Annotated in this window: 17 protein-coding genes; 13 read left to right on the plus strand and 4 right to left on the minus strand. The window is 65.3% G+C overall.

The window, feature by feature from the left end; all coding sequences use genetic code 11:
* Nucleotides 1-3 precede the first annotated feature (3 nt).
* The 3 genes from KG104_RS03510 to KG104_RS03520 all read right to left on the minus strand — a co-directional run bounded on the left by KG104_RS03510 (nucleotide 4) and on the right by KG104_RS03520 (nucleotide 2976).
* Entirely contained in the window at nucleotides 4-858 is an 855-nt protein-coding gene (locus KG104_RS03510; protein ID WP_207347286.1) for a fumarylacetoacetate hydrolase family protein, read from the minus strand.
* The gene (locus KG104_RS03515; RefSeq protein WP_207347287.1) at nucleotides 858-1886 is read right to left on the minus strand and encodes a cupin domain-containing protein; all 1029 of its coding nucleotides are present in this window, start codon (nucleotides 1884-1886) and stop codon (nucleotides 858-860) included. The genes KG104_RS03510 and KG104_RS03515 overlap by 1 nt, the downstream gene beginning before the upstream one ends.
* Nucleotides 1887-2034: 148 nt before the next feature.
* Complete coding sequence (locus KG104_RS03520; RefSeq protein ID WP_207347288.1) at nucleotides 2035-2976, minus strand: LysR family transcriptional regulator; 942 nt, start codon at nucleotides 2974-2976, stop codon at nucleotides 2035-2037.
* A 111-nt stretch (nucleotides 2977-3087) separates the two neighbouring features.
* On the opposite strand from KG104_RS03520, the gene mdlC reads away from it, so the two are divergent.
* The 13 genes from mdlC to KG104_RS03585 all read left to right on the plus strand — a co-directional run bounded on the left by mdlC (nucleotide 3088) and on the right by KG104_RS03585 (nucleotide 19386).
* Nucleotides 3088-4671: a benzoylformate decarboxylase gene (gene mdlC / locus KG104_RS03525; RefSeq protein WP_207347289.1), complete on the plus strand. Its 1584-nt coding sequence runs from the start codon at nucleotides 3088-3090 to the stop codon at nucleotides 4669-4671.
* A gap of 8 nt (nucleotides 4672-4679) precedes the next feature.
* Nucleotides 4680-5795 carry an ABC transporter ATP-binding protein gene (locus KG104_RS03530; RefSeq protein ID WP_207347290.1) on the plus strand — a complete coding sequence of 372 codons (1116 nt, stop codon included), beginning with the start codon at nucleotides 4680-4682 and terminating at the stop codon, nucleotides 5793-5795.
* On the plus strand, nucleotides 5792-7612 hold the full coding sequence (locus KG104_RS03535; protein ID WP_207347291.1) for an ABC transporter permease: 1821 nt from the start codon (nucleotides 5792-5794) through the stop codon (nucleotides 7610-7612). Before KG104_RS03530 ends, KG104_RS03535 begins: the two co-directional genes overlap by 4 nt.
* A 62-nt stretch (nucleotides 7613-7674) precedes the next feature.
* A complete protein-coding gene (locus KG104_RS03540; protein ID WP_237686974.1) occupies nucleotides 7675-8778 on the plus strand; it encodes an ABC transporter substrate-binding protein in 1104 nt (367 codons plus the stop codon).
* A gap of 247 nt (nucleotides 8779-9025) precedes the next feature.
* Nucleotides 9026-10318 carry an MFS transporter gene (locus tag KG104_RS03545; RefSeq protein WP_207347292.1) on the plus strand — a complete coding sequence of 431 codons (1293 nt, stop codon included), beginning with the start codon at nucleotides 9026-9028 and terminating at the stop codon, nucleotides 10316-10318.
* A gap of 65 nt (nucleotides 10319-10383) precedes the next feature.
* Complete coding sequence (locus KG104_RS03550) at nucleotides 10384-11571, plus strand: acyl-CoA dehydrogenase family protein (RefSeq protein WP_207347293.1); 1188 nt, start codon at nucleotides 10384-10386, stop codon at nucleotides 11569-11571.
* Nucleotides 11572-11596: 25 nt separating this feature from the next.
* On the plus strand, nucleotides 11597-12976 hold the full coding sequence (locus KG104_RS03555) for an MmgE/PrpD family protein (protein WP_207347294.1): 1380 nt from the start codon (nucleotides 11597-11599) through the stop codon (nucleotides 12974-12976).
* Nucleotides 12973-14118: a beta/alpha barrel domain-containing protein gene (locus KG104_RS03560; protein WP_207347295.1), complete on the plus strand. Its 1146-nt coding sequence runs from the start codon at nucleotides 12973-12975 to the stop codon at nucleotides 14116-14118. The genes KG104_RS03555 and KG104_RS03560 overlap by 4 nt, the downstream gene beginning before the upstream one ends.
* The gene (locus KG104_RS03565) at nucleotides 14115-15350 is read left to right on the plus strand and encodes a CaiB/BaiF CoA transferase family protein (protein WP_207347296.1); all 1236 of its coding nucleotides are present in this window, start codon (nucleotides 14115-14117) and stop codon (nucleotides 15348-15350) included. The genes KG104_RS03560 and KG104_RS03565 overlap by 4 nt, the downstream gene beginning before the upstream one ends.
* Complete coding sequence (locus tag KG104_RS03570) at nucleotides 15347-16150, plus strand: enoyl-CoA hydratase/isomerase family protein (RefSeq protein ID WP_207347297.1); 804 nt, start codon at nucleotides 15347-15349, stop codon at nucleotides 16148-16150. Before KG104_RS03565 ends, KG104_RS03570 begins: the two co-directional genes overlap by 4 nt.
* Entirely contained in the window at nucleotides 16135-17649 is a 1515-nt protein-coding gene (locus tag KG104_RS03575; protein WP_307858985.1) for an aldehyde dehydrogenase family protein, read from the plus strand. The genes KG104_RS03570 and KG104_RS03575 overlap by 16 nt, the downstream gene beginning before the upstream one ends.
* A 54-nt stretch (nucleotides 17650-17703) precedes the next feature.
* Nucleotides 17704-18573, plus strand: coding sequence for an IclR family transcriptional regulator (locus KG104_RS03580; protein WP_207347298.1), 870 nt, complete (start codon nucleotides 17704-17706; stop codon nucleotides 18571-18573).
* 63 nt (nucleotides 18574-18636) lie between these two features.
* Entirely contained in the window at nucleotides 18637-19386 is a 750-nt protein-coding gene (locus tag KG104_RS03585; protein WP_207347299.1) for an IclR family transcriptional regulator, read from the plus strand.
* A gap of 31 nt (nucleotides 19387-19417) precedes the next feature.
* Here KG104_RS03585 and KG104_RS03590 read toward each other — a convergent pair whose 3' ends face one another.
* Nucleotides 19418-20629, minus strand: coding sequence for an FAD-dependent monooxygenase (locus KG104_RS03590; protein ID WP_207347300.1), 1212 nt, complete (start codon nucleotides 20627-20629; stop codon nucleotides 19418-19420).
* Nucleotides 20630-20796 lie beyond the last annotated feature (167 nt).

Below are 20796 nucleotides of genomic sequence, written 5' to 3' on the forward strand. Positions count from 1 at the left end.
CAGCTAGGCGCGGGCAACCACTGGCATGGTTAGCTCGCCGATCTCGGGGATGGTCAGCACTACTGTCTCCCCGGGCAGGATCTGGCCCACGCCTTCCGGAGTTCCGGTGGCGATCACGTCACCGGGCTGGAGGGTCATGACCTCGGAATACACCTCAATGAGCTTGGCGATCCCATAGATGAGGTAGGAGGTATTGGAACGCTGGCGTTCCTCGCCGTCCACCGTCAGCCAGAAATCGAGGTTCTCCGGGTCAGGCACGTCATCCGCGGTGACAATGTACGGGCCAAGCGGAGTGAAGGTGTCAAACGACTTCCGGAAGGACCGGTCCTCCTCGCCGCGCAGGGTGATGTCCAGCAGCGGGGTGTAGCCGAAGACGTAGTCCAGGGCATCTTCCGCCGAAACCCGGCTGGCAGTCTTGCCGATGATGACGCCAATTTCGGCCTCGTGGTCAAACCGCCGGTCTTCCCACGGGAGCTCGATGGCGCCGTCCGGGCCGACGATGGAGGTCACTGCCTTCAGGAAGCCTTTCCGGACTTCGGCGGTGAGGATCTTGCGGTCGGCGTAAACACCGTTCTCGCCCCCCATTTCCTGCTGGTGCTTGTGATAGTTCACCGGGGCGGCAAACAGGTTGCGCGGCCTCGGCTGCGGGGCACGCAGCGTGACCTGGTCCTCCGGTGTTCCGCCGCCTGCGGCCACGCGCTCGGCCGCCGCGGACTTCAGTGCCGTCCAGTCCGAGATCAGGGCATTCATTCGGTCATCCGCCGGTGTGTGCTCGGAAACCAGATCCGTCAGGTCCACCACCGTGCCGTCCCCGGCCAGAGCGCCGAGCCGTTGGTCGTCGAAGACACAGACGCGCATCAGTTGGCCCCCTGCTCACGCCAGAGACCGAGTGCCGTGATGGCCGGGCGGTCGGTGTAGGAGAAAAGCACGGCGTCCTCGCCGGACGGGTTGTGGTGGGAGTGCTCGTACCAGAGCGGCACGGCCAGGGTGTCGCCCTTGGTCCATTCAATCTTCCGGCCATCCACGATCGAGTACCCGCTGCCGCTGACCACGTGGTAGACGGTGCTGTGCGTGTGCCGGTGGGAGCGGGTGTCCACGCCGGGGCGGATGAGCTGCAGGTAGGCGGAGATGGTGGTCATCACCGGGCCGCCGGTGGTGGGGTTCTTGTACTCGACAATGATGTCGTCGTAGGGGTCGGCCTCGCCGTCGCGCAGGTATTCCAGAGCCTCCAGGGCGTCTGCCAGCTTGTAGACGAGCGGCTGCTGCAACTGGTGGGGGGTGCCGTAGGTCTTGGCCAGCATGCCCTCCACATAGGCGGCGGGCATGGCCTTCTCCACCGGCTGCTCATCGCCGGACTCGTCAATGATGTACTGGTTCAGCCGGCTGATCAGCGGTGAATCCAGGCCGTCTAGCCAGATCATGGGACCGTCGCCCTCGTGGCCGTGCTCATGCCAGTGCAGGGAAGGGGTGAGCAGGAAATCTCCCACCTCCATGGGGACCCGCTGGCCGTTCACCACGGTGTAGGCACCTTCGCCTTCGACAATGAACCGCAGAGCGGAAGGGGTATGACGGTGCGGCGGCGCCACTTCGCCGGGCATGACCAGCTGCAGCGCGGCCCAGAGCGAGTCCGTTGCGCCGGTGCGCTGGTCCGGGCGCGACCCCGGGTTGCGGAAGCCCAGCACGCGGCGCAGTGCGTCTTCGAGGGGAACCACCTGGCCGGCCTTGACCATGAGTTCACGGGCCTGCTCGTAGCGCCAGATGTGCGGCACCAAGTTTGTCTTGGCCTCAGGCCCGATGCCGCCCATCAGCTTCCATAGCGGCGAATAGTTGTTCTCAGCCAACTCGGCGTAGAACGCCTCATCGGCGGTGACTGTCTCAGTCGTCATCACGGCTCCATTCTGCAGGACAGATTTTAATTCCGCTTACTAGAATGTGGCAGTCATCACCTCGCGTCAAGGCTTCTCTCGCTGGGTGAGAATACGGCCGGGCAGCGGCAAGGGCTGGAGGCGCTCGTTAGTGCCCGGTTTTGGGTGCCTAGGCGAACCCGCCGGCAACCCGGACGGAGTTGGGGGCCTGCGTATGCCGCGCCTGCACCGAGGACATGATGGTGTGGCGGAACCATTCCATGTCAGCGGCCGGCAGTTCCCGCCGGAGCGTGTACAGCGCCACCTGGGTCACTGGAACGTCGAACGGCAGCCGGAAAGCGCGGACATCATGGCGCCGGATGAGCCTGCTGGCCACGCCCGTGGGTGCATAGGAGATCAGTTCTCCGCCCTCCAGCAGGTCCGGAAGCGAGCTGAAGGTGGGAATGACCACTGACACCCGCCGGTTGATGCCCAGTTCCCGCACCCGCACATCCAGGGCCGTGTGCCCGGTGGAGATGGCAACGGCCACATGTTCCTCATCCTCATAGGCACCCAGTGCAGGTTCCTCCGAAATGCGCGGATGGTCCGCTGCACACAGCCCCACATATTCCTGGTTGAACAACAGGTCCCGGCGGATGTCGGACTCATCCAGCCGGGTGGTGCAGATGGCGGCATCCGCCGCACCGGTTCGCAGATCATGCAGCACCGTGGCCAGGTTGAGGGCTTCCACCTCGAGGGTCACTCCCGGCGCCTGGGTGCGCACGGAGCGCAGGATGGACGGCAGTAGCCCGCTCACGCCGACGTCCGTCATACGCAGCCGGAAGCGGCGGGTGGAGGTATCCGGCTGAAAGTCCCCGGGGGCCTCCATGATGTCATCCAGTGACTCCAGCAGGCGCCGCAGTTTGGGGTAGAGCTCATCCGCCAGCAGCGTGGGTTCGAGGTGGTGTCCCTTCCGCTGAAAAAGTGCGTCGCCGAAATGGGACCGCAGTTTGCGGAGGGTGTAACTCACCGAGGGCTGGCTGATGAACAACCGTTCGGAAGCGTGGGTGACGCTGCCCGTTTCGTAGACGAGCACGAAGACGCGGAGCATGCCGAGGTCGTAGTTGGCCATCACCCGACTATAAAGACCGTCTATGTCACTATCAAGTATTCATTGTTTGAATTTATTTGGCGCTCTCCTAGGGTGATATGAGACACATCTACTGATCTCAAAGGGAGCGACATGGCGGCGACAAACCGCGAAGCGACATACGAGCTGTTGCGGCGGAGGGGAATGACCAAGGTCTTCGGCAACCCCGGATCAAACGAGCTCCAGTTCCTCAAGGACTTTCCCGAGGACTTCCACTACATCCTCGGGCTCCATGAGGGAGCCGTGATGGCCATGGCCGACGGTTACGCCCAGGCATCCGGCGAAATTCCGCTGGTCAGCCTGCATTCCGCGGCCGGCACCGGCACGTCCATGGGCGTACTGGCCAATACCGTGCAGTCCAAGTCCCCTGTGGTGGTGCTCTCCGGACAGCAGCTGCGGGACATGGTGGGCCAAGAGATCATGGTGAGCAGTGCCCATGCGGCCCAGCTGCCCCAGCCGTTGACCAAGTTCAGTGCCGAGCCTCTCTCAGCGAACGACGTCGTCCGGACCATGGCGCAGGCCATCCACCTTGCCGGACTGCACCCCAAAGGACCGGCACACGTTTCGATCCCGCATGACGACTGGGACCGGCCCGTCGATGAGAACACCGACCTCACCATCTCCCGAACGGTGCAGGACGCCACCTCCCTGGCGCCCGGCCAGCTGCAGGAGCTCACCGATCTGCTGGACCGGGCCGTGTCCCCGGTGCTGGTGCTTGGCCCCGAGGTGGATGCCACTCACGCCAACGAGGCTGCGGTGGCCCTGTCCGAGCGGCTGGGAGCTCCGGCCTGGATTGCCCCCTCGCCGGCGCGCTGCCCGTTTCCCACGAACCACCCGAATTTTGCCGGTCTCCTGCCCGCCAACGTCGCGGACATCTCCAGCCTGCTCTCCCAGCATGACCTGGTTCTGGTGGTGGGAGCACCTGTTTTCCGGTACCACCATGACAAACCCGGACGTTACCTGGGCGAGGGCACCCGGCTTATCCATGTGTCCCAAGATCCGGAAGAGATTGCCCGGGCACCGTTCGGCGATGCCTACCTGGCGCCCGTCGCTGACACGCTTTCCGCTTTGGCCGAAGCGGTGCAGGTCCGCTCCGATACCACCGTGCCGGCGCGGAGCATCCCGGCTCCGGGCACCGACCAGCCCGGCCGCATGCACCCGGACACGGTGTTCCGGGCCATCCAGGAGATCGGGCCCGACGACGTCATCCATGTTGTCGAATCCACCTCCACGGCGGAGTCCTTCTGGTCCCATGTGGAACTGAGCACCCAGGGCTCCTTCTACTCTGCGGCCGCCGGCGGTCTGGGTTTCGGACTGCCGGCCGCAGTGGGAATCCAGCTGGCACAGCCCGGGCGTCGTGTGGTTGCCGAGATCGGCGACGGATCGGCGAACTTCGGGATCACCGGGCTCTGGTCGGCGGCCCGACACCAGCTGCCGGTGGTTTTTGTGATCTTCCGGAACGAGACATACGGAGCCCTTGTCAACTTCGGGCGGCGCCTCGACACCCTGGGCACCCCCCCCTTTGACCTTCCGGGAATCGATTTCGTAGCCATCGCAAAGGGCTACGGGGTACGGGCTGAATCCGCGACCAATGAGGCCGAGCTTCGCGCCGCACTGACCCGGGCGTTCAACGCCCAGGAGCCGGTGCTGATCGAAGCTTTCACTTACTTCGAATAGGCAAAACAATGAAGATTACTATCGAAAACCTCCAGCTGCGGTACGGCAAGTTCACCGCGATTGATGACATGAATGTCGAAATCGGAGACCGCGAATCCGTGGTGCTACTCGGCAAATCCGGCTGCGGAAAAACCAGCACCATGCGCTGCATCGCCGGGCTGGAACAGCCCACCGCAGGCCGGATCACCATTGGCGACACGGTCGTCTTCGATGCTGAAGCGGGGATCAACCTGCCGCCCAACAAACGCAACGTGGGCATGGTGTTCCAGTCCTATGCTGTCTGGCCGCACATGACTGTCTTCGAGAATGTGGCCTACTCGCTGAAAATCCAGGGCATCGGCAAGACGGAGATCAAACAGCGGGTCCATGAGGTCCTGGAGCTGGTGGGCCTGGAGGACTTTGCCTCCCGCGGTGCCAGCATGCTCTCGGGCGGGCAGATGCAGCGCGTTGCCCTGGCCCGCAGCCTAGTGATGCGCCCGGACGTGCTGCTCCTGGATGAACCGCTGTCCAACCTGGATGCGCGGCTGCGCGACCGCCTGCGCATTGAACTGCGGGAGATTCAGCTGCAGCTGGGACTAACCACCGTCTACGTCACCCATGACCAGCAGGAAGCCTTCGCCCTGGCAGACCGGATTGCCCTGATGCAGGACGGGATCATCGTTCAGATGGAGGACCCCACCTCCATGTACCTGGAGCCGGCGAGCGCTTCGATAGCCCACTTCCTTGGTGTCTCCAATGTGCACCCCGTGAATCCGGCTGCGGACGGGATGTGGACCATTTCCGGCTCGAACCTCGTCCTGGCATCAGCCACGGAGGTGCGCCAGACGGGAGAAGACCTGCGGGCCTGTTTCCGCAGCGAGGATCTGCTGCTCTCCCGCGACGGCGTTCCGGGGGCCAACAGCTGGCGCGGCACCGTAAAGGTTTCCAGCTTCCAGGGAAGCAGCATCCGCTACGCGGTGGATGTGGGTGCCGGTGTTACCGAACTCGACGTCCTTGCGCCGCTCGGTGCCCGCGAGCGGTTCCAGCCCGGAGAGGAAGTCTGGGTGACGATCAATGCGGGTGCCGTGCAGGTCCTGCCCCAGAGCCCCGCCCCCCAGGAGCTTCGCGCGGCGGTGGCAGCATGACCTCCACACTTCCTTCAAGAAAGTCCGAAACGCCAGGGTCCCTGCCCGGCACAGACACATCGAAGCGAGCCCGGACCCGGCCGCCGGCCCCCTCCCGGATCCGGCGCGGCCTCGTCGCTATCAAGAACCTCCGCCGGGAGGTCCCCAGCGGAATCCTCGGGGTCCTGCTGTTCTTCCTGATCATCCTGCCCATCATCTTTATTGTCATTGCTGCATTCTCCACAGCGGTGCCGCGGCCGGGAAACGCCCAGGTGGGCTCTTTCACCTGGGTGAACTTCGGAATCCTGGGGACGCCTGAGGGCATCCAGAGCATCATCAACTCCTTGATCATTGGCGCGGGAGCCGGTGTGCTGTCCCTCCTGATTGGAGCCCTGCTCGCGTTTATCGCTGCACGGACGGATGCCCCCTGGAAGCGGTTTATCTACATCACCGGAATAGCCCCGATGTTCCTGCCGGCGCTCGTGGGTGCTTTGGCCTGGTCCATCCTGGCCAGCCCCACCGCCGGCCACCTGAACCTCTTCCTGGAAGCTATCGGGATCGGTGGATCGCTGAACATCTATTCCTACGGCGGCATTATCTTTGTCCTGGGCCTGTACTACGCGCCGTATGCCTTTATGCTCACCTACAGCTCGTTTTCCATGATGAACGCTGACCTGGAAGAAGCAGCCTCCGTCCACGGTGCCAGCCTCGGACGCCTGTTCCGGACCGTCACACTGCCGTTGTCCATCCCCGCCCTGGCCGGTGCCGCCATCCTTTGCTTTACCCTGGCGATGGAGAACTTTCCGGTTAACGCCATCCTGGGAAACCCGGCCGGCATCGAAACGCTCCCCACCTACATTTACCGTCTGATGGCCGGTGACTCACGGCCGAATGCGGCTGCAGGCATAGCGATCGCCCTGACGGTGGCCGTGGTGGCAGTCACCTGGCTGCAGCAGCGGGTGGTCAACCGCAAGCGCTTCACGACCCTCACCGGCAAGGGCAACCGCCCGCGCACCATTCCGCTGCGCTGGCTGCGCTGGGTCGCGACCGGTTTCGCCACGGCCTACTTCGCCCTTGCCGTGGTTCTCCCCGTGGGTGCCCTGGTTTTCACGGCCATGGGGGAGAAGGTCTACATCAATCGGTTCACTGATCTTTTTGCCGGGTTCTCCGCTGACCGCTTGATCCAGGCAGTGGGCCAGGCGGACTTCCAACAGTCCACCTGGAACTCCATCCTGATGGCACTGGCTGCCGCTGCGGCGGGCACCCTCATTGCGTTCATGGCCTCCTACGTCCGCTTCCGGACCACTTCCAAGGCCGGTCAGCTGCTGGAACAGGTTTCCATGCTTCCGCTGGCTATCCCGCAGGTGGTGCTCGGCATGGGCATTCTCTGGGGATGGCTGACCCTGCCGTTCCCGGTCTTCGGCACGCTGCTGCTGCTGGTCATAGCGACCGTTGCCGTCAATATGCCCCAGGGCTACCGCAGCATTTCCTCTTCCATGTTGCAGATGGACGGGGACCTGGAACACAGTGCCGTGATGCTTGGCGCGGGACGCCTTCGGGCCATCCGCGACATCACCCTCCCGCTGATGCGCACCGGTATGGTTTCCACACTTCTCCTGCTGCTGATGCTGGGCCTTCGGGAGATGAGCGCGATCCTCTTCGTGTACACCTCGGATACCCGCGTGCTCTCCATCCTGGTGTTCCACAGCTTCGAAAACGGCAGCATCAGCTATTCCGCCGCCATCAGCTTGGTGTTCGTCCTGCTGATTGCCATCGTGGCGGTTGCCACCCAGGTGATTGGTATGCGCGAAAAGAAATTCAAGGAACCCAGCAACTGACTTTTCAGCCGGGAGAGCATAGGCGCTGCCCCGGTCCCCCCACAACAATGAAAGGCACTCACATGAAGAAGCGCACTGGCAGTGTGGCCTCGCTTGCCGCCCTGATGCTGGCCCTGACCGCATGTTCCACTGCCACCGCCACCTCCGTGGTCAAGGAGGGCGCCGAGGTGGACACCAGCAACGGCAGCCTCACGATCAACGGGGAGGAAATCGCCGATCAGGAGACCTACGAAGCGGCGAAGGGGCAGACCCTTACGGTCTACACCGGCTATCAGGAAGCCAACCAGCACGTCCTCAACGAAGCTTTCACCGAGGACACCGGGATCAAGGTCCAGTATGTCCGTGACGTGACCAATAAGCTCTCCGAACGGGTCCTGTCCGAGGCAGGAGCCGGTCAGCTGGGCGCCGATGTGCTGATCACCTCCGATTACAAAGTGGCCAACGGATTCGACGAGGCCGGGATCTGGGACACCTTCATTCCGGCTGCCGTTGAGGACATGCCCGAGGTGCAGCACAACGACGGCAAGTTTGTCACCTTCGCCAACGTGCCGGTGACCTTCGCCTACAACACCAACAACGTTGCAGAAGAGGACGCACCCACCTCCTGGATGGACCTGCTCGATCCGGCCAACGCGGGCAAGATCGGCATCGTGCAGGGAAGCGCCGGCGGATCCTCCATCGCCCTGAACCGGTTCATCCAGGAAGAAGTGGATCCGGACTACTGGACCAAGATGGCGGCTCTCAAGCCGACCGTCTACGACAGCGGCGGACAGCGCCAGGAAGCCCTGGCCCGCGGCGAGCTCAACGTGGCCACGGCCGGCACCTCCGCAGTGAACGTTGCGGTCACGGAGGACGGCGCCCCGATCCAATTCGTGGTGCCGGAGGAGGGCATAGTCCTGTTCAGCTTCTTTGCCGGCAAGACGGCGGACACCAAGAATCCGGAGGCCGCCGAGGTCTACCTTAACTACGCGCTGTCAGAGCGCGGACAATCGGTGATCCAGCAGGTGGGCGACTACTCGGTCCGGACCGACGTTGAACCGCCCGTGGCGGCAGGCCGCTCACTGCCGGCGCTGGACTCGGACCTGGTCTGGCTGATGCCGGCCGAGGACGAGCTGAAATACGCCTCGGATGATGCAGCACTCTGGCGCAGCGCCTTCGGCCGCTAACGGCTAACCGCCAGCCGCCGGCTCATTAGCCGCTGGTTCATTAGCGGCCGGCGCGCTAACCACCGGCCGCCGGAACCAGGGCCCGTCAGCAGGGTCCACCGGGAAAGCTTCCCGGCACTTTGAATAACCAGGCAGAGCCCGGCGCGGAATCCGTGCCGGGCTCTCGCCGTCGTTCCCGCCGACATTCCATCCGCAGCCACCGGCCCGCCCTCCGTGCCCGGGGCACCAAACCCTCAATGGAGATCCCATGGCAACCCCCGCTTCCGGCCCTGCCCGGCAAGGACATCCGTTTGCCGCCCTCCGCCACCGCGGCTTCGCCCTGTTCTTCAGCGGTGCTTTGGTCTCCAATACCGGGACGTGGCTGGGCAACCTGACCGTTCCCTACGTGCTTTATCAAAACACCGGCAGCGCAGTCTGGGTTGGCTTTGCCGCAGCAGCGCAGTTCGGTCCGGCGCTGCTGCTCTCTCCGCTGGGAGGACTCCTGGCCGATTCCTTGGACCGGCGGCTGCTCCTGCTGTGGACCCAGGTGGCTATGGGCGGTGTGGCCGTAGCCATGTGGATGCAGTGGGCCTCCGGGCTGCATTCTCCCGTCCTGCTGATCGGCCTGCTGACACTCTTCGGCATCTTCAACGGTCTCAACAACCCGGCCTGGCAGTCACTGGTCAATGACCTGGTGCCCCGGCGGGACGTGCTCTCAGCCGTGACCTTGAATTCCCTGCAGTTCAACCTGGCCCGTGCCGTGGGACCAGCCCTGGCCGGAGTGCTGCTGGCGACGATGGGCGCGACCTGGGCCTTCTTTTTCAATGCTGTCTCGTTTGCGGTGGTGGTGGTAACCCTGCTCTTTGTTCGCCCCTGCCGGACAGTGGTCAAACCAGCACACCGCCAGGGGTTCGCAGCGCAGTGGCGTCAGGCCGGGTCTCATCTGGCATCCAGCCGGCCGCTGCTGCTGGCCGTGGCTTTGTGCTGCTTGGCGGGGATGCTCAGCAACCCCATTTTCAGTTTGACCGTGGTGTTCGCCGAGACGGTTTACTTCACGGATACCGTGGGTCTGGGGCTGTTGACCGCGGCCTTGGGCGCCGGGTCGGTGGTGTATGCCCTGACCGGTTTGCTGGCCGGAGGCCGCCGGCCTGACTTCGCCCGGCGCGCGGTCCTGGGGATCACCGGGCTGGGGATCGGCCACATGCTGCTGAGTGTGCTGCCCGGCCTGGGATGGGGGCTGGCCTCCGCCGTCCTGATCGGAGCAGCCTTCCTCGCCGTCATGTCCACCCTCAACTCAGTGATCCAGCTACTGGCCCCGGACCGGCTCAGGGGGCGCATCCTTGCGGTGCGGCATATGGCCTTCTCCACGTCCGTGGCCGCCGGCTCTCTCGCCGCGGGTTACCTCACCGACGCGGTGGGAGTGCAGACAACCTGCCTGCTGATCGGCGTCGTGCTTCTGCTCGCCGGGGCGGCGCTGCTGTGCCTGCCGCGCGTAACCGCGCTCCTGGACCGGGCGGCGGCAGGCGAGAAAGAAAGTCCGGGCCCGAATTCCATCCGGTGATACATCCGGTTCCACCGTGCCGCTGGCTTCGCTTCACTGGTTCCAACCCGACTTTAGGAGTAACCATGGCAGATTTTATTGAGTCATCGGCATTCGGCCTCACCGAGGACCAGCTGATGATCCGCAAGGCCATCGATGACCTGTGTGCCCCGTTCGACAACGAGTACTGGCGCAAGCACGACGCCGAGCACACCTACCCGGAAGAGTTCGTCGACGCACTCTACGATGCCGGGTGGATGAGCATGCTCATTCCGGAGGAATACGGCGGAGGCGGCGCCGACATCCGCGACGCGGCCGTAGTGCTTGAGCAGATCGAACGCAACGGTGGCCACGCCGGCGCTGCCCGTGCCGGTATGTACACCATGGGCGCCATCCTCCGCCACGGCTCAGAGGAGCAGAAAGCCGAGTTCCTCCCGAAGATTGCCTCCGGGGAACTGCGCCTGCAGTCCTTCGGAGTGACGGAACCGGACGCGGGCAGCGATACCACCCGCATCAAGACCTTCGCCGTACGTGACGGCGACGACTACGTGGTGAACGGGAACAAGATGTTCATCTCCCGGGTCCAGCACTCGGACCTGCTGCTGCTGCTGACCCGCACAGCCAAGCGCGAGGACGGGGCCAAGCCGACGGACGGCTTCACCGTGCTGCTGGTGGACCTGCGCACGGCCATCGCAAACGGCCAGATTGTTGCCACCCCCATCAAGACCATGGTCAACCATGAGACCAATGAACTGGCCATCCGTGACCTTCGGGTGCCGGTGGCCAACCGCATCGGCGAGGAGGGTAAAGGCTTCCGCGTCATCCTCTCCGGCATGAACTCCGAGCGGGTCATCGTCACCAGCGAATACATCGGTGCCGGTTTCTACCTGCTGGACCGTGCGGTGCAGTACGCAAACGAACGCGAGGTCTTTGGCCGCAAGATCGGCCAGAACCAGGCCCTGCAGGTGCCGCTGGCCCGCGCCTACGCCCAGCTGCAGGCAGCCTCGCTGATGCGCTGGCGGGCCGCAGAAATGTACGCGGCGGGTGAGAACCCGCGTTTCGAAGTCAACGGTGCCAAGCTCCTGGCTTCCGAAGCGCTGTGGGCCGCCGCCGACGCCGCTTTCGATACCTTCGGCGGATACGCCGCAGCCGAGGAATACGGCATTGAACGCAAGTGGCGCGAAGCGCGGTTGCCGCGCACCGCTCCCATTAGCAACAACCTGGTGCTGGCGGGTATCGCTCACGGCACCCTCGGCCTGCCCAAGTCGTTCTAACGCCTTGGCCGTGTACACAGCGGAGATGGGCGCCACTGAGGTCCTCGCGTCCTATGCCGTAACGGGCTCCGGCGCCGCGGCGGACCACAGTGCGGAGGTCGCCAGGGCGCTGATCGACACCGTTGCGGTGGCGCTGGGCAGCACCGGGTCCGACGGCGAGAAGATCCTGCGCGACTGGGCCCGGACCCAGTCGCCGTCGGGACCGGCCACGGTGTGGACTTCAGGGGAGCGGACTTCGACCTCCAACGCGGCACTGGTCAACGGAACCGTGGCGCACCTGTTGGATTTCGATGACATCTCCCCGTCCATGCCGCTGCACCCCAGTGCGGTGCTGATGCCGGCACTGGTGGCTGCCGCAGAGGCGTGGGGCGGCCAGGCCGCGGAACCGGAACACTTCACCGGCGCTTACGACGTCGGCGCTGCAGCGTTCCGCGCTCTGGCGGACCTGCTGCCCCAGCACGTCCACTACGCCCGTGGCTGGCACAGCACGTCCACCATCGGCAGGCTCGCCGCCGTCGCCGCCCTGGCCAGGCTGGGCGGACTGGATGTGGGCACTACCCGGCACGCGCTGGGTCTGGTGTCTTCGCTGGCGGCCGGCTCGCGGCCAAACTTCGGGTCCATGACCAAACCGCTGCACGCCGGTGCGGCGGCGCGCGATGCGGTGATGGCGGTGGAACTGGCCCGTGCGGGGTTCACCGCGAACCCGGAAGAACTGGAGGCACCCAACGGGTTCCTGGAACGCTACGGCGATCCGCTGTTGGCACCGATCGGATCCGCATCACAGACCCTGGACGAGCGTCTGGAGTATTGGACCGACGCATGGATCCAGGACTGGGGGCTCAAACGCTACGCCAGCTGCTACGGAACCCACCGCGGCATCGACGCCATGCTGGAACTCCGGCGCCGGCATCCGCAGGACCCGCCAACGTCCGTGAAAGCCACGCTGCACCGCCGCGGCACCCGGCCGCTGCGCCGGACCGCCCCGACGTCGGGCACGGAGGCGAAGTTCAGCCTGGAATACGTGCTCGCCGTCGCGTACCTGCGCGGCCGGGTCACATTGGATGACTTCACCGAGCAGGCCTTCGCCGACGCACAGGTCCAGTCCATGATGAGCCGGGTCAGCGTAGGCGAGAGCGACACTCCGCCAGTGGGCCCGGAAGAATACGCCACCGGATTCACCGTGGTGGAAGCGTCCTTTGCGGACGGATCCAGCGAGGCGGCACGCGTGGAAATCACCCACGGCCAGTATGCCGACCCCCTGACGGACGCCGAGCTGCGCGAGAAAAGCGTGGAGTGCGTCCTGGCCGGCGGATACCCCGCCCATCTGGCAGACCAAATCATCGAGGCGGTCCAGGGAGCTCCTGGTCCAGCCTTCACACTCCTCATTCCCGGAAGGAACACATGAGCAAGGGCATGCCCACCCTGGTAATCCAAGAGGAAGGCATGCGCGAAGGCATGCAGATCGAAAGCCGCGACATTCCTGTTGCCGCCAAGATCCGCCTGTTGGACGCATTGTCCCGGACCGGGCTGAAACACATTATTGTGGGCTCGTTCGTGAGCCCAAAATGGACACCGCAGATGGCCGAAGTGGAGGCCGTCATTGACGGGTTCACCCCGGCGGAAGGCGTGGAGTACACGGCCATCGTGCTCAACCGGAAAGGTGCCGAGCGGCGGGCGGCTTACGCCCACAAGCTCAGCCTCCCGGATCCCTCACTGGGGCGCATCAAAGTCCATCTCTGCGACGTCTTTGTCCGGCGCAACACCAACCGCAGCCAGCAGGACGAAATCGACGCCCTGGAAAGCGCCGTGGCCGCGGCCCGCGACGCCGGCATCACGCACGCGGAGATCTCCGTCAACGCAGCCTGGGGCTCGAACTGGCTGGGCGAATTCACTGAAGATGAGCGGATGCGCCTGCTGCAGCTGCAGTACGACGCCTGGACCTCCGCCGGCATCCCGGTCACCCGCATCCAGATCGGCGACCCGATGAGCTGGAACACCCCGGCGGCCGTGCGGTCCATGATGCGCCGCGTGGTCCGGACCTTCCCCGAGGTCCGCAACTACCACCTTCACCTGCACGACGCGCGGGGGATGGCGATGCTGTCGGCCTACGTGGCGATGGAGGAACTCGACGAGCGGCACACCCTGCTCATTGACACCGCCATCGGCGGCATGGGCGGCTGCCCCTACTGCGGCAACGGCCGGGCCACCCGAATGATCCCCACGGAGGACTTTGTGCACCTGCTCGAATCCGAAGGGATCGAAACCGGAATCAACCTGCCCCTGCTGATCGAGGCAGGCAAGATCGCCGAAGAAGTGGTGGGGCATCCGCTGTGGTCCAAGGTGACTGCCGCAGGCCCGCGGCCCACCGGGGCTGACGTCTATCCGATGGACATGCCGTTCATCGAAACCTTCGAAGAAGCCCAGCATTTCCGGCTGGGGCCATCCGTCTACCAGGGGGCGCTTTCACCCTGGCGCGAGCCGGTGCAGTCCCCGGCCCGGGAGAATTACGACGCGCGGCTCGCCGCAGGAAAGGAACCGGCGCTATGAGCACCCAGGGATCCCTCGAGGGAATCCGGATCATCGAAATCGGCACCAGCGTGGCAGTGCCCTACGGCTGCCAGATCCTGGCCGATTTCGGAGCCGAGGTCATCAAGGTGGAACGCCTGGGCGGCGGCGACGACGCCCGCACCTGGGCGCCGCTCAGCGGAGGCATCTCCATCACGTTCCTGTCCCTGAACCGGAACAAAAAGTCCGTCGTCCTGAATTACAAGGACCCGTCGGGTGCGGAACTGCTTGAAGAGCTGCTGGAATCCGCCGACGTCCTGGTCCAGAACCTGCGTCCGGGCGCGCTGGCGGCAGCCGGATTCTCCTGGGAACGGATCCGGGAAATCAATCCGCGCCTGGTCTACGTGGAAATGACCGGGTACGGACGCACCGGCCCCCGCAGCCAGCAGCCTGCCTATGACGCCATGCTGCAGGCCTACGCCGGCGTGGTGGCCATGACCGGCTCCGACGACGGCCCACCGGCCCGGGTGCCGCTGTCCATGATGGACATGGGTACCGGCATGTGGCTGGCACTGGGCGTTTTCGACGCCCTCCGCCGCCGCGAACAGACCGGTGAGGGAACCCACGTGGAGGTCTCGCTGCTGCAGACCGCCCTGGCCTGGGTCAACACCCCGCTGATGAGCGTCGCCGCCGGCGGGGCCGTCCCCGAACGGCTCGGCTCGGGGTTCCGCGGCAACGTCCCCAACGGCGCCTTCCCGGCGTCGGACGGCTACGTGTTCCTCTCCGTGGGCAACAACGAGAGTTTTTACCGGCTGCTGGACGCCCTTGAGGCCCCGCATCTGCGGGATGAACCGGGGTTCGAGGACAACCTGGCCCGCGTGAAGAACCGGCACGTGGTCAATGAACGGCTCAGCGAAGCCACCGCGAAGTTTCCCATGGATGACCTGCTGCAGCGCCTGGACCGGGCCAAGGTTCCGCACTCGGCGGTCAACACCCTGGACCGGGTCCTGGCCGACCCCCAGGTGGCTGCCCTCGGCCAGCTTGAGGACGTGCAGCATCCGGTCCTGGGCGACGTCACCGTAGTGAACACCCCGGTCACCTTCAACGGCGAGTACCTGGCCCAGCGCAGCACACCGCCCGAACTCGGCTCGGACACCGCCGAGGTGCTCACGGCCCTGGGGCTCACCAGCGAGCAGATCGACGGCCTGCTGGCCGCCGGCGTGATCGAGACCGGCACCGACCGCACCGCCGCCACAGAAGGAGCAAACGCATGAGCGACGGACTGATCACCGGAAGCCCCGAGGAAGTCCTCTACGAGGTCCGGGACTCGGTAGCCTGGATCACCATCAACCGCCCGGAACGGCGCAACGCCATCAGCCGGCACACCGTGCAGCTCCTGGTCCAGGCCTTTGTGGAGGCCGAGGCGGATCCGGATGTCTGGGCCGTGGTCATCACCGGCACCGGTGACAAGGCGTTCTGCGCCGGCGGGGACATGAAGGAAATGGACAGCGTTGCCCGCGCCGGACGGCAGGTGCACACCCCCATGACCGGCGAGTACCGTGCGCTGCTGGAAGTGATGCTGGAGACCTACAAACCCGTGATAGCCGCCATCAACGGCCATGCCCTGGCCGGCGGCTGCGAAATAGCCCTGGCCTGCGACATCCGGATTGCGGTGGAAGGAGCCACCATTGGCCTCACCGAGGCCAAGCGCGGCATGGGCGCCAACTTCGGCTCCGTGGTGCTGCCACGGCTGATTCCCCGCGCCCTTGCCATGGACATGCTCTACACCGCCCGGATGGTGCCGGTGGAGGAAGCCCGGCAGATCGGGTTGGTCAACAACGTGGTGCCGCGCGAGGAGTTCGACGCCGCGGTGAAGGACTACGTGGCCGGCATTGTCGCCAACTCCCCGGTGTCCCTGCGCCGCTACAAGGAAATGGCCACCAAGAGCTGGGGGCTGCCCGTCAGCTCGGCGCTGCGCCTGAACGTGGGCCCGAACCCGTACACCAGCGAGGACCGTGCAGAGGGGGTACGCGCGTTCCTGGAGAAGCGCGCCCCGCAGTGGAAGAACAGGTAGGGAACGGCATGGGTGTCCTGGACGCTGAGACATGGACCGGCAAGGTTCATTTGGACGGAGCCTGGGTAACAGGCGGCGGGGCGCCGCTGCAGGTGCGTGAAGCCGCCAGCGGCGACGTTATCGCCGAGCTGGGAACCGCGTCCGTCGGGCAGGTGGAGGAAGCTGCGCGCACGGCGGCCCGGGCCCAGCGGGACTGGGCCGTGCTGCCGCCGGCGGCCCGCGCAGCAGTGCTCCGCCGTGCCAGTGACCTGTTTTCCAAGCATGCGGACGACATCACCCCGTGGATTGTCCGGGAGAGCGGGGGGACCTGGGCCAAGGCCGCCACCGAGGTACTTGCTGCGGTTGCTGAATGCGGCGAGGCGTCGGCGCTGCCCACCCATCCCCACGGGGACACTTTGGCCACCAACAAGGAGCGGTGGTCCCTGTCGCGGCGGCTGCCGGCCGGGGTGGTCTCCGTGATTGCTCCGTTCAACTATCCGCTGACCCTGGCGATCCGCTCCGTGGCGCCGGCGCTCGCCCTCGGCAATGCGGTGCTGCTGAAACCGGACCCGCGCACATCGGTGTGCGGCGGCGTCGTCCTCCAGCGGATTTTCGAAGAAGCCGGGCTGCCGGCCGGTGTGCTGCAGGTGCTCCCCGGAGGATCGGAGATCGGTGCGGCTGTGGTGAACGCGCCGGAAGTCCGCATTATCTCCTTCACCGGTTCGACGGCGGCCGGCCTCAAGGTGGGGGAAGCAGCGGCGCAGCAGATGAAGCGGGCGCACCTGGAGCTGGGCGGCAACAATGCGGTCATGGTACTGCCGGGGGCGGACGTGGCGGCTGCTGCCGCGGCAGGAGCGTTTGCGTCCTTCCTCCATCAGGGCCAAATCTGCCAGGCCGCCGGCCGGCATCTGGTGCACGAGTCCCAAGCGGAGCAGTACATCTCGGAACTGGCGAGGATCGCGGCCTCCCTGGTGGTGGGTGACCCGTACCGGCAGGAGGGCGTGCAGATTGGACCGGTCATCGACGAACGCCAGCTGACCGCCATCGGGGCACTGGTGGACAAAGCCGTGGCGGCGGGCGCCGAGGTGCGCGCTGGAGGACGTGCAGAGGGCCGCTGTTACCTGCCCACAGTGCTGACCGGCCTGGATCAGCGGATGCCCGTGTGGCAGGACGAGATCTTTGGGCCTGTGGCTCCGGTGCTGTCCTACAGGACCGTGGATGAAGCAGTGGACCTGGTCAATTCGAGCCCGTACGGCCTGTCCGTGGCAGTGCTCGGCGATGTTGGCACGGCAATGACGGTGGCTGACCGCATCCGCAGCGGCATTGTGCACATCAACGAACAAACCGTGGGGGACGAAGCCATGGCCCCGTTCGGCGGCATGGGTGCTTCCGGCAACGGCGCCCGTTTTGGAGGCCCGGAAGCAAACTATGAAGCGTTCACGGAGACACAATGGGTCACAGTACGGCCAACCATTGAGACTTACGCCGTGCCGTCCGGACGGGCACCGCTCAACGGATAGAATCGCCGGGTGGCGGGTCGAACTGGCCCCGTCAACGGGATAGACGGAGTTTTTATGGCAGGCAGTGCAACGGCGGACCAGAACGAGGAAGCCAAACGGTCGGTTCTGGGGAGGGCCTTCGAGATCCTGGACTGCTTTGAGGGTGGACAGGAAATGACGGTCTCCGGGATCTGCGAACAGACCGGACTCCCGCCCGCCACGGTTCACCGCATGCTGGCCGCACTGGTGGAGTGGGAGGGAGTGGAACGCCTTGCCCGCGGACGCTACCGGCTGGGAGCCCGCATCTGGCGGTTGGGAGTCAGCGCTCCCCAGGTCCGCCGTCTGCGTGAACTTGCCCAGCCGTATCTGGTCAACCTGCACATGGCCACCCGCGGCACCGTGTACCTGGGGGTCCGGGACGGCCAGGACGCAGTCTTCGGCGACCGGATTACCCGGGTCAAGCCCACAGCGGCCTCATCCTTCGTGACCCGGCGGATGCCGCTGCAGAGTACTGCAGGCGGCCGGGTGCTCCTGGCCTACAGCGACGACGCCTGGCAGCAGGTGCGGCGGAACGCAGCGCTGGCGGCAGGCGCCTGCGCGACGCCACTATCCGACGACGACGGCGACGCACAGTCCGGGGACGGCCTTACCCGGTATCCGGGCGGCCTGGCTGCCCTGGAGCGGGAACTGGCAGCCATCAGGGCGCAGGGCTACGGAGTCATTCGGGATGACGGGCTGCCCGGCCGGACCTCCGTGGCAGCGCCTGTGTTCGGCGAACTGGGCACGGCGGTGGCCAGCCTGACCGTTTCCTTCCCTGAAACGCGGATCCCGGAGCCGCGCACCATCCTTCCCCATGTGCTGGGGACTGCCCGCGCCATCAGTGCCGACCTGTCTCGGCATTCCCTGCCAGCATCTGCCGCTGGTCCGGCGGAATCTGCGCCCTGAGTTTTTAAGCGACACCTCGCAGAACCGCGTTCTGCAGGATGAGATCCAGCTAAGGTCGGACGTATGACAGTCAAGCGTGACAACGACGAGCCGACCTATCCGATCGGTTCCGTTGACAAGGCCCTGCGCCTGGTGGTGCTGGTTTCCGAGCACCCGTCGGGGATCCGGATTGGCGAGGTCGCTGCCGTTCTTGGAGTGGCGCCGTCCACCGCCCACCGGCTGCTGCAAATGCTGGTGCACCGCGGGTTCGCCCGTCAGGACCCGCAAACCAGGGCCTACTATCCCGGGGAGACCCTGGACCGCCTCTCGGATCAGCGCGAGCGGGTGCGGCAGCTGGCCCGGCCCATCCTCGCCGGCCTGGTGCAGGAATTCGGTGAGACCGTGCACCTGAGCATGCTGGACGGATGGTCCGCCCTGACCATCGCATCGGCGGAAAGCCCGCATCTGCTGCGGGTAGGTAACCGGGAGGGCCATGCCCAGCCTGCAGTCCGCAGCGGCATGGGCCGGGTGCTGCTTTCCAGTACCGACACGCCTGTTCCTACTCCTGTCCTCGAGTCTGCCGGAGTTGACCGTGAGCGCTTCGAGGCGCACCTGGCGGAAGTTGAGGCGAACGGCTACGTGCTCCAGCACGGAGAAGTGGAGCATGGGGTGAGTGCGCTTGCCGTCCCCGTGCACGGCCGGGACGGAGAATCTGTGGACTACGCGATCGGGATCACCTATCCCACCGGGCGCATCGGGGATGAAGCGGTGCCGCATGTGGTGGAGGTATTAAAGACGGCAGCGGTGCAGCTCGGGAACGAACTGCACCGCTGACGCGGCTGCGGCGGGTTGCCGCTTAGGGGGTTTAGGCCGGGTAACTGCGCTCCTGCGGTGCCCGGTCCAGCGGCATGAACATCCAGTCCAGGTTCGAATAATCCTTCGGGTCATGGTTCTGGAACGCGTAGTTGCGCACGTTCCGGGCTACTCCCTCGATGTGGAAGAGCTCGCCGGCGGCCCGTGCCAGTCGCTGGATGTTGCCCGCGTGCAACAGGCGGCGGTCCTGATATGCCGCGAAGGCCCGCTCGACGTCGTCCGTGCGGGTGAGTTCCTCTGAAATCGCGAGGGCGTCATCGATCGACTGAGCGCCGCCCTGGGCCAGATACTGCAGCATCGGATGGGCGGCGTCGCCCAGCAGTGCCACATGCCCGTCCACCCAGACGCCTGCCGGCTCACGGTCGTACATGGGCCAGCGGATATCGCGGCTAAGGTACTGCCCGGCGTTCTTCACGGCGTCACAGCAGGCGGCGAACCGCGCGTCCAGCTCTTCCGGAGTTCCCCAATTATCGTGATCGGGCGAATAGGCGTCCGATTTGAAGACCGCCACATTGTTGTACAGCTTCCCGCCGCGCAGGGGGTACTGGATCAGGTGCATATTGGGGCCCAGCCAGCACAGTACCGCGGGGGAAGACGTGACGTCCTCTCCCACTGCCTCAATGGGCACAGTCCCTCGGTAGGCCACGTACTTGGAGGGCACCAGGGTGTCGTCGATGATCGCTCCGCGCAGGTTGGACCGCACGCCGTCGGCGCCAATCACGGCGTCGGCGATGTACTGTGCGCCGGCGAGGGTCTTCACCAGGACTGTTCCGTCAGCCTGATTCGTGGCGCTGAGCACCTCTGCGTTGGTCTCCAGCCTGACCAATCCGCTCTCCTGGCAGGCTTCCAGCAATGCTGTATGAAGATCCGCCCGGTGCGTGACGATGTACGGGTATCCGTAGTGCTCCTGAAACTCCTCACCCAGATCGATGGTTGCGATGGTCTGGCCGGTGACGGCATCGATGTAGATTTTCCGCTCCGGGACAACGGCATCCTTCTTCACCTTGTCCAGTACGCCCAGCCGGTCAAGGGCTGACAAGGCGTTGGGTGCAAGCTGGATGCCGGCACCAACCTCGGCGAATTGGGGTGCGCGTTCCAGGACGAGGACGTCCTTCCCGCCGCGGGCGAGGCCAGCGGCGGCGGCGAGACCGCCGATTCCTCCGCCTACCACCAGGGTCTGGACCTTCGTTGGCTCCTGCGTCATGTCTTACTCTCCTCCGGCGCCCAATCCGCGGCACCCAAGCGGGACCACGATTCTGGAACGGTATTCTGTAGGGCGGAACTGCATTCGTTCCACCAGAATAGGGATAGGTGCCTTGCGCGTCAATGGTGGGGGCACCGCGCTATCAGTCAGTGAGAGGACGAGTGCCC

It is taken from the genome of Arthrobacter sunyaminii (assembly GCF_018866305.1).
Taxonomy (GTDB): Bacteria; Actinomycetota; Actinomycetes; order Actinomycetales; family Micrococcaceae; genus Arthrobacter_B; species Arthrobacter_B sunyaminii.